The 14292-nt window shown below is 63.1% G+C and carries 6 protein-coding genes (1 of these 6 running past the window's edge); all 6 read right to left on the reverse strand.

Going from position 1 to position 14292, the window contains the following annotated elements; all coding sequences use genetic code 11:
• Positions 1-7457: the 5' end (the start) of a non-ribosomal peptide synthetase gene (locus CFU_RS11285; RefSeq protein ID WP_050808561.1), read on the reverse strand. Its footprint begins 8614 nt before the window's first position; the window shows 7457 of its 16071 coding nt (coding positions 1-7457); it begins with the start codon at positions 7455-7457; the stop codon falls past the left edge of the window.
• A 72-nt stretch (positions 7458-7529) separates the two neighbouring features.
• The gene (locus tag CFU_RS11290) at positions 7530-8930 is read right to left on the reverse strand and encodes an MFS transporter (RefSeq protein WP_014006168.1); all 1401 of its coding nucleotides are present in this window, start codon (positions 8928-8930) and stop codon (positions 7530-7532) included.
• Positions 8931-9534: 604 nt separating this feature from the next.
• A complete protein-coding gene (locus CFU_RS11295) occupies positions 9535-10572 on the reverse strand; it encodes an ABC transporter permease (RefSeq protein ID WP_014006169.1) in 1038 nt (345 codons plus the stop codon).
• A complete protein-coding gene (locus CFU_RS11300; protein WP_081466456.1) occupies positions 10569-12146 on the reverse strand; it encodes a sugar ABC transporter ATP-binding protein in 1578 nt (525 codons plus the stop codon). The genes CFU_RS11295 and CFU_RS11300 overlap by 4 nt, the downstream gene beginning before the upstream one ends.
• Positions 12147-12217: 71 nt before the next feature.
• A complete protein-coding gene (locus CFU_RS11305; RefSeq protein ID WP_014006171.1) occupies positions 12218-13228 on the reverse strand; it encodes a substrate-binding domain-containing protein in 1011 nt (336 codons plus the stop codon).
• 16 nt (positions 13229-13244) lie between these two features.
• Entirely contained in the window at positions 13245-14282 is a 1038-nt protein-coding gene (locus tag CFU_RS11310) for an ABC transporter permease (protein ID WP_014006172.1), read from the reverse strand.
• Between the last annotated feature and the right edge of the window lie 10 nt (positions 14283-14292).

The following is a 14292-nucleotide window of genomic DNA, read 5'->3' on the forward strand; positions in this document are numbered from 1 at the left end:
ACGCGCAACGGCAAGGTATTGATGAACAAGCCGATGGCGCGATCCGCGCCCGCGCCACTCTGCATGCGGCCGAACAGCACCGTGCCGAACACCACGTCGTCGCGGCCCGTGCATTGGGCCAGCACTTGCGCCCAGGCCAGGTGGAACAGGCTGGCCGCGCTGAATCCCCGCGTTTTAGCCTGCCGCCGCAGCCGCAGCGCCAGCTCGAAAGGCAGGATCAGTCTGGCCTGTGCAATCTGGGAACCGTCCCCCTGCACATCCAGCAAACCGAACGGCGCTGTCGGTTCATCGACATCCGCCAGCATCTGCCGGAAGAAATCCTCGTGCTCGGCTTCGCTCACGCCCAGCCTTGCTTGTGCCACAAAATTGCGGAACGGCACAGGCGTAGGAAGCTCGGCCTGCCGTCCCTGCTGTATTAACGCGACCTCTTGCAGCAGCAGCTCCAATGTAGTGTGGTCCATCACCAGGTGGTGATACCGCAGCTGCAGCAGCCAGCGCCGACGGGCCGCATCGTGGACGGCAAAACCCTGCAGCATGGGCGCACTGCGCACATCGAGCCGGAAACGGCCGGCATCGGCGTGTTGCTGCAGCTGGGACTGGATGTCGCCCTGCTCCGCTTCGAGCGGCAGCACCTGGACCACCAGCGCGGCATGGCGCCAGACTACTTGCACCGGTTCGTCCAATCCTTCCCAGAACACCGCAGTGCGCAGGATGTCATGGCGTGAGATAACCGTGTTGAGTGCGGCCGTAAAACGATCGAGCCGGTCCTTGCTGTCGAAACCCAGCAAGGTCGGCAGGACATAGGCGTCGCCCTCGGTTTGCAGCAGATGGTGAAACAGGATGCCTTCCTGCAGCGGCGCCAGCGGATAGATGTCCTGGATATTGGCGACGCCGCCCGGCGTCGCCTGCACAATCCGTGCGATATGCATTTCATTCAATGCGGCCAGCGGCAGCATGGCTGGCGTGATGGCCGCGGCGTCTTGCGGGATGCCATTGGCAGGCGGCACGACGTCGCGTTTGCCCAGGCTGGCGGTCTGTTGGATGGCTGTCGCCAAGGATGACAATTGAGGCTGGGCGAACAAGGAACGGATATCGATGAACCATTCGCGTCGGCGCAGTTGCTCGACAAGCCGGATGGCCAGCAACGAATGTCCACCCAGTTCGAAGAAATGATCGCGACGGCCGATACGTTCGACGCCGAGCAGTGCCGACCAGATCTGCGCCAGCACCTGTTCAATCTCGCCCTGCGGCGCCTCGTAGGCGCGCTGGATGAAGACGCCTCCTTCCGGCGCCGGCAGCGCCTTGCGATCGAGTTTACCATTGGGTGTCAGCGGCAAGGATCCCAGTATCACGTACGCTGCCGGGACCATGTATTCAGGTAGTTGCGCCTTGAGTTGCTCGTGCAGCTCGGCCGGATCAGGAGGCAATGCACCCGGCTCAGCCACCATGTAGGCCACCAGGCGCTTGTCGCCTGGACTGTCTTCCCGTGCAATCACCACTGTTTCGCGTATACCTTCGATGCGCGACAATCTCGCTTCGATCTCACCGAGTTCAATACGGAAACCGCGTATCTTGACCTGGAAATCGTTGCGGCCAAGGTACTCAATCGATCCGTCTTCGTGCCAGCGGCCCAGGTCGCCAGTCTTGTACAACCGCTCTCCCGCAACGAATGGATTGTCAATGAATCGTTCCGCCGTCAGTTCAGGCCGCTGCAGATAACCCCGGGCCACCTGCACGCCGCCGATATATATTTCACCCGCGAGACCCAGCGGCACCGGCTGACGACGGGCATCGAGCAGGTAAATCCGGGTGTTGCCGATAGGACGTCCGATCGGCGGCAGGTCTTCCCACGCCTCAGCCGGTCCTTCCAGAATATGTGCGCTGACCACGTGGCTCTCGGTGGGTCCATAGTGGTTGTGCAGCCTGGCTTGTCCGTGCCTTGTAAACATGCGCCGGATCGCTGGCGTGATCCGCAACTGTTCACCTGCCGTGATCAGGTCTTGCAGCATCGGCAACGGTTCGGCGCGCTGCGACCACAATTCACTGAGATTATTGAGCGCAATGTAGGGCAGGAACATCCGTTCGATCGACTCCGCGCCGAGCCAGTCGGCCAGCGCCGGCAGGTCTTGCCGCAGCGCCTCGTGCAGCAGCACCAGCGTGCCGCCACTGGTCAGGGTCGAGAAGATTTCCTGGAACGCCACATCGAAACCGAGCGCCGCGAACTGCAGGGTCCGGGCCGGCTCCGGCAGCACGCTGCGCTGCCAGCCCAGCAGATTCACCAGGGCGCCATGTGGCATGGCCACGCCTTTCGGTACACCGGTGGAACCCGAGGTGTAAATCACGTAAGCAAGATGATCGGGCTGCAACCCCAGTTCCTCCGGGTGCAGGTTGGTAACCGAGGTATTTGGCCACTCCTCCTCATCCAACGCGATTGCCGTTGCTGGCATCCGATAAAGCAGCGACTTCTGCGTCAGCACCACTACCGGCTCGCTATCCTGCAGCATCTGCGCCAGGCGCTCATCCGGGTAACTCGGATCCAGCGGCACGTAAGCGCCGCCAGCCTTGAGCGTCGCCACGATCGCCACCACCATCGCCAGGCTGCGCTCAACACAGATCGCCACGTGCGCATCTGGACCGACGCCAAGTCCCCGCAGATGCCGCGCCAACCGGTTGGCTTGTTCATTGAGCGCGCGGTAAGTCAGCTGTTCGCCATCCAGTTCCAGCGCGATCCGTTCCGGATGCGCGGCTGCCTGCTGTTCGAATCCCTCGTGCACCAGCGCCGGCAAGGCGTAAATGTGGCGGGTATCGTTGAAACCATGCAGGACGAGGTCACGTTCCGCCGCCGGCATCACGCCGATGGCGTACAGCGGCGTCTGCGGCGCCTGTTCCAGGGCAAACGCCAGTTGTTCCAGCGTCTGTTGCATGAACAGCGCTGTGCGTTGCGCCGATACCGACTTGTGTATCTCCGCGGTCAGTACAAAGTCCACGCCAAGATCGTCGACATAGAGACTGAAGGGATAACTGGTAAGGTCACGCCCTCCGAGGTATTCCATGCCTTCCGCGATTTCCATCCGTTCAAGGCCTTGCGCCTGGCTATGCCGGTAGTTCAGCAGCGCCGAGAACAAGGGAATATCGGCCGGCAGGCTGCTGCAGCGCTGGGCCAGCGCCAGTGAAGCATGTTCGTGGTGCAGCAGGCCGGTCAACGCCGCATGCACTTGTTGCAAACCTGCCTCGACCCCTCGTTCTCCCAATTGCACTCGTAGCGGCAAGGTATTGATGAACATGCCCATGGCGCGGTCCGCGCCCGCGCCACCCTGCATGCGGCCGAACAGCACCGTGCCGAACACCACGTCGTCGCGGCCTGTGCACTTGGCCAGCAGCTGCGCCCAGGCCAGGTGGAACAGGCTGGCCGCGCTCAGGCCGCGCGTTTTTGCCTGCCGCCGCAGCCGCGCCGCCAGTTCGGACGGCAACGCCAGCCTGGCTTGTGCGACTTGCGTACCGTCGCCCTGCACATCCAGCAAGCCGAACGGCGCTGTCGGTTCATCGACATCCGCCAGCATCTGCTGGAAAAAATCCTCGTGCTCGGCTTGGCTCACGCCCAGCCTCGCCTGCGCCACAAAATTGCGGAACGGCACGGGCGCAGGAAGTTCAGCCTGGCGGTTCTGCAAGACCATCACCACTTCCTGCAGGATCAGCTCGGTTGTAGTGTGATCCAGTGTCAGGTGATGGTGCAGAAGTTGCAGCAGCCAGCGCTGGCCGGCGGCATCGTGGGCGGCAAAACCGCGCAGCATGGGCGCGCTGCGCACATCGAGCCGGAAACGGCGGGCATCGGCGTGTTGCTGCAGCTGGGACTGGATGTCGCCCTGCTCCGCCTCGAGCGGCAGCACCTGGACCACCAGCGCGGCATGACGCCAGACCACTTGCAGCGGCTGGTCCAGTCCTTCCCATAGCACCGCCGTGCGCAGGATGTCATGGCGCGCGATGACGGCATTGAGCGCATCTGTAAAACGATCGAGCCGGTCCTTGCTGTCGAAGCGCAGCAAGGCCGGCAACACATAAGCATCGCCATCGGTCTGCAGCATGTGGTGAAACAGGATGCCTTCCTGCAGCGGCGCCAGCGGGTAAATATCCTGGATATTGCGCATGCCGCCGGAGACGACGTCGGCGACCACGGCGATCTGCTCGGCGCTTAACCGTACCAGCGGCAGCATTTCGGGCGTGATGGCGTCGCAGTCGTGGGGAATGCCGTTGGGCGGCGCCACCGGCTGCTGCCGGTCCGCTTGGCGGGCCAGCGCAACGGTCGCAGCCAGCGCGGCCAGGGTCGGTTCGGCGAAAAAGCTGCGGATGTCCGAGAAATATCCCTTGCGCTGCATGCGCTCCAGTAACTGCACCGCCAGTATCGAATGTCCGCCCAGTTCAAAGAAGTGATCACGACGGCCGATGCTGTCGACCCCGAGCAATCCCGACCACATCTGCGCCAGCGCCTGTTCGATCTCGCCTTGCGGCGCCTCATAGGTGCGCTGGATGAGGGCATCTCCTTCCGGCGTCGGCAGCGCCTTGCGGTCGAGCTTGCCGTTGGGCGTCAGCGGCAAAGCTGCCAGCGATACGTAAGCCGCCGGCACCATGTACTCGGGCAGCTGCTCCTTGAGCTGCGCACGCAACGCGGCCGGCTCCGTCAGCGAAATGCCTGCTTGCGCCAGCAGGTAAGCCACCAGCCGTTTGTCTCCGGCCTGGTCTTCACGCACTACTACCACTGCTTCACGCACGCCGGCCACCCGCGCCAGCTGCGCTTCGATCTCACCGAGTTCGATGCGGAAGCCGCGGATTTTCACCTGGCTATCGTTGCGCCCCAGGTATTCGAGGCTGCCGTCATGCAGGTAACGTCCCAGGTCGCCGCTGCGATACATCCTGGCGCCGGCCGTTGCGCTGAAAGGATCCTGGAGGAAGCGTTCGGCCGTGAGCTCGGGCCGCCTCAGGTAGCCGCGCGCCACGCCGACGCCGCCGACATATATTTCTCCCGTCATGCCGACCGGCGCCGGCCTGCCCTGCGGATCCAGCACATACAGGCTCAGGTCGGGAATGCGCACTCCGATCGGACTGGGTCCCGCCCGCTCCGCATCGGCCGGGACCAGCAGCCGGCAGGTCACGTGCACCGTGGTTTCGGTGATGCCGTACATATTGACCAGGCGCGCGCCATGGTTGCGCGCCGACGCATACCAGGGTTTCAGGCTGGCGAGTTCCAGCGCTTCGCCGCCGAAAATCACGTAACGGAGCTTGTGCCTGGCGCCGGCATCCTGGTCGGCCGCGATGAACTGGCGGAACGCGCTGGGCGTCTGGTTCAGCACCGTGACCCCATGTTTGCATACCAGCCGGTGGAACTCCTGCGGCGAGCGGCTGGCGGCCTGCGATACGATCACCAGCTTGCCGCCGTGGATCAAGGCGCCCCACAATTCCCAGACCGAAAAATCAAAGGAAAACGAATGGAACAAGGTCCAGACATCGTTATGATCGAAATGGAAGCAATCCTTGGTAGCGGTAAACAAGCGCGTGACATTGCGGTGCTCAACCATGACACCCTTGGGCGCGCCGGTAGAACCGGAGGTATAAATGACGTAAGCCAGGTGCGAGGCGTCCAGGCAGGCATCGGGATTGCCGCTTGATGCATTGGCCCAGGCCGATTGCGCCCACGGCACGGCGTCCATCACCAGCAGCGGGCAATCCTGCGGCGCTTCGATCTGGCCGGTCAGGCTGGCTTGGGTCAGCAAGGCCAGCGGCGCGCTGTCCTGCAGCATGTGCGCCAGGCGTTCCGGCGGATACACCGGATCCAGCGGTACATAAGCAGCGCCGGCTTTCAGCGTGGCCAGGATCGCCACTACCATTTCCAGGCCACGCTCCATGCAGATCGCCACCAGGTCGTCGGGCCGCAGGCCGAGGCCGCGCAGGTGATGGGCCAGCTGGTTGGCGCGCCGATTGAGTTCCTGGTAGTTCAGCTGCCGGCCGTCGTATTCCACGGCAGTGGCGTCAGGATCACGCAACACCTGCTGCTCGAACAATTCATGGATCAGCGTGTTCGTAGCAGTTGCCAGCTGCGGCTGGTTGAAGACATGCAGCAGCCGGCTGCGTTCGGCCTCATCCAGCAAAGGCAGGTCGGACACTTTCATGCCGGGGGTGTCGATGGCGGCCAGCACCAGCCGCTCGATGCGTTTGACGTGGTTGCGCACGTCTTCCGGCGCCAGCACGTCCGGGTCGAAATTGAACTCGATGTGGACAGGCTTGTCCTGCTCGTAATCCCGGACATAGATGGCAAGCGGCTGCCGCTCGTAACCGTTATGCAAGGGAAATACCGCCGTACGGACTTCGTCTTCGAACGCGAGGTCGCCCTGGAATCCTTCGACGGAGAGAGATATGTCAAACAAGCCGCGGCGGTCGCTAGCGCCGGCCAGCAGATGGCGATGGATTTCTGCCAGCGGAAAACGCTTGTGCCGATAGCAGCGCTTCAGCTCGGCAGCGACCTCTTGCAGCAGGCTCGCGAACGACTGAGCGGGATCGACCGCGATGCCGACCGGGATAGCAGAGGAAAACATGCCTATCGTGCGCCGCTGCAGCGGGCCGGTGCGGTTATGCACCGGCATGCCGATGACAACCTCGTCGCGGCGGTTGAAGAAGCGCCAAAAATAGACCGCCAGCGCCGCCAGCAGGAAATGCGTGCTCGAACCACCCTGCGCGGCCGCCGCCTGGTTCAGGCGCGAAAACGCTTGCCGCTCGAGCTGCCACACGACTTGTCCGAACAGGCGGCCGGAACGTCCTCTGCGCCCTGAGGCTGCTTCGAACAACGGCTCAGGCAAGCTGGCGAACCGCCCCAGCCAGAACTCGCGATCCTTGGCGAAACGCAGGGACGACAGGTATTCGCTGTCCTTCGCCAGGAAATCGCCATACGAAGCCGCCGCGCCGCCCACGGTCAGCGGTTCGCCGCGCCGCAGGCGGTTGTAGGCTTCTACCACGGCGCTGCCGACCAGCGAGATCGACATGCCGTCCGCCACCAGGTGATGGAAACATAACAGCCAATAGGCGCGCTCTGGTCCCGCCTGCAGCCACTGCATGGTCCAGAGCCGGCCGCCATACAGTTCGAAAGGCGTGCCGAATATTTTCCTGATATGCGACCAGGCCTGTCCCTGCGGGTCATCGTGCGCAGAGAAATCGAAGCGCTGCAACGACGGCCGGCCATCTGCTGCAAAGCGCTGCATGCAGCCGCCCTGGTCCTGTTCCAGCATGATGCGCAAGGCTTCGTTTGTTTCGGCTACGTGCCGGACCGCCGCTTCGAAACGATCGACATCGTGCAAGCCATCCACCTGGACCGCGGTGCCGATGTTATAGCAAGGCAGGTCCGGCGCCAGGAGCTGGTCCAGCCACACCGCTTGCTGGGTTGAACTCAAAGGGTAAAGGACATCGTTGCTCATGGGATGGGCTCGCGGTTGACAGCTCAAGGAAGGGAAGCGCGGCAGCGGCGCATGCAAGGAACCGGCATAGGCTCAATCCTCTGCTCGCTCTGGCACCAGCACATCGAGCCGCCGCAAGCGGCTGCTGGCGAGGGCCAGCAAGGTCAGCGCCAGGCCGCAGAGACCGCACAGGAAAAACAGGAAACCGATGCCGCGTCCCTTGCCGCTGCCGAACCAGCCGCCGATCGAGGCGCTCAAGGCGCCGCCGGCGGCAAACGCCGGTTCCAGCACCGCGTCGGCCAGGTAGCCGCCGGCCAGCAGCACCAGGCACATGACCAGCATGTTGGACGCCGCCAGCAGCGCAAAGACGCTGCCCTGATGGGCCAGCGGCGCCTTGCGCATCCATAGCGCGTATGAGCAGGCGACCGAAGTGCTGCCGCAAAACAGGCAGGCGAATGCGCATGCGCACCAGACCGCAACCGAAGTCGACAGGCCGGCGCCGAGGACCGCTGCAGACTGGACCGCATCGCAGACCAATATCCACAGCATCAGGTCGCGCTTGATGACTGAGCTCGCCACCAGCATCGACCCGGCCAGGCCGCCGACGATGCCGACCGACATCACCGTGCCGAGCGCTTCGGTGGCATGGGTCGACAGCACCATCGGCGTCAGCATGGTGGTCGCCAGCACCATCAGGCATTGCACCAGCGCGCCGTACAGCAGCAGGCTGCGCATCAGAGGCTGTTCTTTCAGATAACCCAATGCACCGGAAAAACTGGTCCTGGCGCTGGTCCAGAACGAACCCTGCGCCAGTGCGGCAGAGGCAGAGCCGCCGCGCGCCGCGCCGCCGGCCCTGGTCAGCGCGCCGAACACCAGCAGCGCGCCCGCCGCCAGCAGGCAGAACTGCACCGCCATCACTGCCTGCAAGCCGAAATACGCCATCAGGAAACCGGACGCAGCCGGCGCCCCGACCTGCACGATGGATCGCGAAATGCCGGTCAGTCCGCCGACCTGGGCAAACCTGTCCTTGGGAATGAAATTGCTGACCGCAACCCGGATCGCCGGCCGCCGCAAGGCGCCGATCGCTGCCGCGGCAGCTGCATACAGATAAAAGGCAGTGACGCTCATGCGGTCCGCCAGCAGCGACAGCAGCACCGCAGCCGTACAGAGGATGGCGGCAACATCGCAGCCGAGCACTACCCAGCGCCGGTCGTAACGGTCCGCCAGCGCGCCTGCCACGGGCGTCACCAGCATCGACGCCAGCGCCGCCGCCAGCACCGACAAGGAGTAATCCTGGGCCGAACCCGTATGGGAAAAAATCCAGACGCCGACGGCGAAGCTCACCAAGGTGCTGCCGAGATCGAACGCGGTTTCGCTCAGCCACAGCAGCCCGAATGTCAGCCGGGCGACTGCCGGCGATGCGGCTTGGCGGAACTGCTTCCTTACTTCTTCGTTCGACGAGGGTAGCTGGCCTTCAACGCTTACCTCAGGCATACGTCAGCCGCGCCTGCATGGCGGCAGGATTGATCGTGCGGCCGCAGCGGCGTCGCGCTGCAGCCACGGCGTAGGAAAGGTGCGGTCCCGGCAATGAAGTTTTTGATGCAATGCGCTGTCATGGAGTAGTCCATCCTTTTGATTAATCGATAGCACTGCGCGATAGCACGGCGCAGCAGCGCTTCGGAAAAAATTAGGCATAGCCGCGCTTCGCGGGACACAACCCTTTCATCTCGGAAAGCTTTCCTTGGAGATATGGCCATCGCTAAAGTTTCAAAAAATACTCAAATAAAACAATTATTTTAAATTTACCTAAAAATATCGGATAAATATAACGAATTAATTGTTTTTTAATTGAATTCCATGACAGTAAAGTCAATATGGATGAGCAAATTGACATGACGACAGGGCCATATGCGCCGTGGACTGCCTTGGGAAAAACAAGCTTAGTGGAGTTTATTTGGACTATCTACTGTCGGAGTTGACAGGATTTTTCCGGGCAGACGAAGCCGGATGCAAGCGTCCCGTGCTCAGCGATCAGGCACGGGACTTTATGCAAGAGGATAGACGGATGCGCCGCCGGGGTTGCGAGTTTGCCGCTGGTTCAGTCGACACGCTTGCTGGCGAATACCGTGCCGGCCAAGACGATGAACGCGCCGACAATCACCTTTTGCCAGGTGCTCGGCACGCCGGCCAGGATCAGCACATTATTGATCAGGGTAACCAGCACCACGCCCAGCAAGGTGCCGACCACGGTGCCGCTGCCGCCGGTGATGCGGGCTCCGCCCAGGATCACGGCGGCGATCACGTCCAGTTCGCTGCCCACCAGGTCAAAGGGATTGGCCAGGCGCGTGCTCGATACGTGCACGATGCCGGCCAGGCCCGACAGGAAGCCGGCGTAGCCGAAGACAAACAGGTGCACGGTGCGCAGGTTGTAGCCGAGCCGCTCGGCAATCGCCAGGCTGCCGCCGATGGCATACACCGCCCGTCCCATCAGCGTACGGTTGAGCAGCCACCAGGTCAGCAAGCCCGCGGCGACCAGCACCAGCACCGTGGCCGGCAGCACGGCATGCAATCCTTCGGCAGTATCGTGGCGCCACAGCGCCAGCTTGCCGAACGCGTCCATCGAATGCGGGATGTTCATGAAGAACACGGTGCCGACAAAGGTCAGCAACAGCCCGCGGTACAGGTATTGCGTGCCTATCGTCACGATCAGCGACGGCGCCTTGAGCCAGTCCACCAGCAGGCCGTTGAGCACGCCCAGTGCCGTGCCGCCGACAGCGCCGCTGGTCAGTATCAGCGCCATGCTCGCGTCCGGGAAATAAACCAGCACGACCTTGGTGATGCTGTACATCGTCAAGGCGGCGATCGCCGCAAACGAAACGTCGATGCCGCCGGCCGCCAGTACGATCATCACGCCCAGGGAAAACAAGCCCAGCACGGTGCAGGCGCGAACGATGTCGAACAGCATCGCCAGCTGGAAGAAACCCGGGTTGAGCGCGCCGATGGCGATGCAGACCAGGACGATCAGCAGCAGCGTGAATGCGGAAGGATGGCGGGTAAGCCAGCTGCGCAGCAGAAACTTGCGCCTGGCCGGGCTCGCGGCCGTGGCAGCGTTGGTGGACAATATAGTAGTGTTCATGCAGTTGCCTTAGGAATGCTGTCGGAGACCAGGGTGCGGTACAGCTCGCTTTCGGTCAGCCCTTCGACGTCGAAATTGTGGGCGATGCGTCCCTTGCGCATCATCAGGATGCGGTCGCAGTTCTGCAGCAGCTCCGGCAGGTCGTCGCTGACCAGGATCACGCCCAGACCCTCTTCCGCCAGGCGCTGCACGATCTTGTAGATGATGTCCTTGGAGCCGACGTCGACGCCGACGGTAGGCCCGTGCAGGATCAGCACCCGCGGCCGGATGGCGAGCCAGCGGCCGATCAGGACTCTCTGCTGGTTGCCGCCCGACAGCGACTGCACCGGCCGGTCCACATCCGGCGTGGCGATCTGCAGGCTGGCCACGGTGTCTTCCGCCAGTTGCTGGCTGCGGCGCGCGTCGAGTGCGCCGCAGCGGCCGCGCAGGCTGTTCAGTACGGTGGTGATGATGTTGTCGCGGATCGATTTGTCGAGGAACAGGCCTTCGCTGAGGCGGTCTTCCGGCACATAACCGATATTGTGGCGGATGGCGTCGCCGGGCGTGCGCAGAACCACCTCGCCGCCTTCCAGCGCGATGCGTCCCCGGTCTGCTGCCTGCACGCCTGCCAGCGCCAGCGCGAGTTCGTTGCGGCCGGAGTCGAGCAGGCCCGTGATGCCGAGGATTTCTCCCTTGTGCAGCACGAAGTCGACATCCCTGAAATAATCTTTGCGGCCCAGCCCTTGCACCTCCAGCAATTCGCCGTTGCCGTACGAGCGATTGCGGTAGCGGGCGCCGTCCAGCTGCTTGCCGGTCATCCAGTGCGCCAGCTGCGCCTTGGTGAAACCCGCGATCGGTCCCTGCACCACCTTGGCGCCGTCGCGAAACACGATGGCCTGGCCGCCGATGGCAAAACATTCATCCAGCTTGTGGCTCACGAACAGCACCGCCACGCCCTGGGCGCGCAAGCCCTCGATCACCGCCACCAGGTTGTCCACTTCCTTCTGCGTCAGCGAGGTGGTCGGCTCATCCATGATGACCATCTGCGCGCGAGTGGCGATAGCCCTGGCAATCGCCAGCAGCTGCCTGGTGGCGATCGGCAGTTCGTCGGCGCGGGTGGCGAGGAAGGCGGCGTCGGTCGGCAAGTTCACTGTCGCCAGCGCCCGCATGGCGGTGGCCTCGACCGCGCGCCGATCGAAACGCCGCACCAGCTTGCCGTTGCCGTTGACCAGCTGTTCGCTCAGCGCCACATTTTCCGCCACGCTCATGTTGGGCAGCAGCGACAGGTCCTGGTACACCGTTTCAATGCCTAGCGTCAGTGCTTGCAGCGGCGACAGCGAGGCGTGCGATACGCCGTTGATCAGCAGGCGGCCCTGGCTCGGGGCCTGGGCGCCGGAAATGATCTTGATCAAGGTGCTCTTGCCGCAGCCGTTCTCTCCCAGCAGGTGGTAGATTTCTCCGGCCTCGATAGTGAGGTCGATGCCGCGCAAGGCGTGCACGCCGGCAAAGCGCTTGTGCACATCCTGCACTTCCAGGAATACGCGCTGGCGGTCGTTGGAGGCCGCGCCGTCTTGGCTGAGCATGGTACTGGTCATGGATAGCTTCTTTCTGCGATAGTCATTGCTGCTTTCGGGGCCGGCCCATGCGGTCCGGCCCGGAACAGATACTAGAACGCGTACTTCTTGTAATTGCTCTTGTCGACTTCGACCCATGCCTGGCCGGTGACGATCACGCCGGCGCCCGGGCCCTTTTTCACCGCCACCTTGTTGTAGCCGGACACACCCATGTCCATGCCGTCGGTGATCTTCTTGCCCTGGACCAGCATCACCGCCGCCTTGTTCATCATGATGCCGGCGTCTTTCGGATCCCAGAAGGCAATCCCGCCGACCGCGCCGGATTCCAGGAACTTGGCGGCCTCGCTAGGCAAGCCGGTGCCGTAGACGCAGATCTTGCCTTGCAGGCCGGCCTCTTCCACCGCTCGCCCGATGCCCAGCACGTCGAGCGACGAAGAGCCCTGGAAACCCTTGATATCGGGATGCTTGCGCAGGATTTCCTTGGCCTTGGAATAAGCTTTCTCGGCATCGTTGGCAGACTCGTTCTTGGCGTCGACCAGGGTCATGCCAGGATATTTCTTGGCGGCGTTGGAAGCGCCGCCGTCGGCCCATTGCACTTGCGACTGGCTGCCCAGCGAACCGACCAGCGACGACCATTTGCCCTTTTGTCCCATGCAGGCGGCGAGCCGGTCGTTAAGCCGCGCACCGTAGGCGGTATTGTCGAAGGCTTCGATGTCGACCATGGTGTTCTTTTGATTATCGGCTTCATGCGTCACCACCTTGATGCCGCGTTCCATGGCGCGCTTGAGCACCGGCTCCAGCGTCGGCGGATCCATCGACACCACGGCGATGGCGTCCACCTTCTTGGCGACCAGGTCTTCCACCAGGCGTTGCTGCTGGGCGGCGTCGGACTGTGCCGGACCGATCTGCCGGGTAGTGACGCCGGGATTGCCGGCGCCGAACTCCTTGACCCCGACTTCCATCCGGTTGAACCAGCTGATGCCGGTGATCTTGACCACGGTGACGACGTCAATCGGTTTGTTTTCTGCCTGGATTGCGCCGGTATAGGCCAGCGAGGCCAAGGCGCCCAGGACCAGCGCAGCGCATGTAGTTTTTTTTAGCATGATGTCTCCTACCCCTCTAAAGGTTCGGCGTTTTTCCAGGAGGGGACTGGTTCAACGGTGCGCTGTTGCGCGATGAAAACGGATGGAAATCCTTCAGGTTGATACGGGCGGACGCCAGGAAGCACAGCAACAGCAGCCCCCATGCGCAGTCGCGGAAAAAATTCGAGATATCCAGCAGGTTGAAGGTGCTGGACAGCAGCTGCAGCGCCATGGCCGAGAAAAACAGGCAGACCATGCGCCCGTATCCGCCCTGCGGCCGCACTCCCGCCATCACTGCGATCAGGATCGCGATCAGCAGGTAGGAGCTGCCGTAATCGGCCTTGACGCTGGCGGTGCGCGCCGCAATGATCACTCCCGCCACCCCGGCCAGCAGGCCGCACAGCGTGTAGGTGGCGATCAGCATCCGCTCGCCGGGGATGCCGGCGTAGCGCGCCGCTTTGGCATTGGTGCCGAGCAGGAACAGGCGGATGCCGAACGGGCTGTAGCGTAGCAGCCAGCCGATGCCGACCAGCAGTAGCATGAAAATGACGAAGGGAATCGGCACTCCGAACAGCATTTCGTTGCCGATGGCGGACATCGGATCGACGCTGCTGATGCGCAAGCTGGAGCCGTTGGTCAGCACCACCGCCAGGCCGGTAAAAATCAGCTGGCTGCCCAGCGTGCACAGGATCGGCGTCAGGCCGACGCGGGCAATCAGCCATCCGTTCAGGAATCCGCCGGCCAGTCCCACGCCCAGCGCCACCAGCACGAACGACCCGGTGTACAGCCACGGCGAGGTATCGGCAACCACCAGCTGCGGCACCACGCTGGCGGCGACCACTCCCGCCAGGTTGGCGAGGCCGACGCCGGACAGGTCGATGCCGCCGTTGCCGGAAATCATCGCCAGCGCGACGCCGATCGCCAGCAAGCCCAGTTCAGGCAGCTGGCTGGCCATCGACTGGAAATTGTAGATATCGATGAAACCGCCGTGCGAGAGGACCGTCGCGGTCAGCAGGATGAGCGCATTGATGCCCACCAGGAAATTGAGCTGAGGATCGGCAAACTTGAATTTCATGGGCGTGTCC

The sequence above is a fragment of the Collimonas fungivorans Ter331 genome, assembly GCF_000221045.1.
In the GTDB taxonomy this organism is placed as follows: domain Bacteria; phylum Pseudomonadota; class Gammaproteobacteria; order Burkholderiales; family Burkholderiaceae_D; genus Collimonas; species Collimonas fungivorans_A.

What these genes read in the sequence shown, in the direction of transcription:
- CFU_RS11305 (WP_014006171.1), bottom strand. Translation starts at nt 13,228, where the DNA reads ATGCTAAAAAAAACTACATGCGCTGCGCTGGTCCTGGGCGCCTTGGCC.
- CFU_RS11290 (WP_014006168.1), bottom strand. Translation starts at nt 8,930, where the DNA reads ATGCCTGAGGTAAGCGTTGAAGGCCAGCTACCCTCGTCGAACGAAGAA.
- CFU_RS11310 (WP_014006172.1), bottom strand. Translation starts at nt 14,282, where the DNA reads ATGAAATTCAAGTTTGCCGATCCTCAGCTCAATTTCCTGGTGGGCATC.
- CFU_RS11295 (WP_014006169.1), bottom strand. Translation starts at nt 10,572, where the DNA reads ATGAACACTACTATATTGTCCACCAACGCTGCCACGGCCGCGAGCCCG.
- CFU_RS11300 (WP_081466456.1), bottom strand. Translation starts at nt 12,146, where the DNA reads ATGACCAGTACCATGCTCAGCCAAGACGGCGCGGCCTCCAACGACCGC.